At 35.8% G+C, this 565-nt stretch carries 1 protein-coding gene; it reads left to right on the forward strand.

The genetic code is table 11. From position 1 onward, the window contains the following. A partial coding sequence (locus tag AN619_RS15160; RefSeq protein WP_157064892.1) for an IS3 family transposase occupies positions 1-210 on the forward strand: 210 nt, incomplete at its 5' end. Positions 211-565: the final 355 nt, after the last annotated feature.

Genomic DNA, 565 nt, shown 5'->3' on the forward strand with positions numbered 1-565 from the left:
AAGGGGTGTCCCTATGACAATGCCAGTATAGAAAGCTTTCATGCAATATTAAAGAAAGAATGTGTATACCTGAATACATTCATAGATCATGAACATGCAAAATCAGTATTATTTCAGTATATAGAAGGGTTTTATAATAGAAAACGAATCCATTCATCAATTGATTATATGACCCCAGAGCAATATGAGAATATGTGTAGAGCAGCATAGCTTGCTTTAGATTTTAAGCCTGAGGGAATACTAGCCAACCCGTAGGGCTTGCCCTTGATAAACTAATGAATAAATGCTAAAATAGCTTGTTCCGAAGGCTGTATATAGCTTGCTTTGAGTTTATCGCCTTCGGGTAAAAGTCAGGGTGCATTTATGAATAGTTTGTCAAGGGTGGCGGTAGTTGAAATAAAAAACTTAAATTTGTGTCCAAACTATTGACATAGATCCAATCCTTTATGTGTATATTCTACCAAGAATTTCGACTTAAGAAAAGTGAAAAATGATGCAAAAGATGCAGAATCTATCGCTAGGCTTGCTAAATTCCAGGATGTAAAGTATTCTCTTGTGCCAGAGC

Origin of the sequence: Thermotalea metallivorans, assembly GCF_001562415.1 — a bacterium.
GTDB lineage: Bacteria > Bacillota > Clostridia > Peptostreptococcales > Thermotaleaceae > Thermotalea > Thermotalea metallivorans.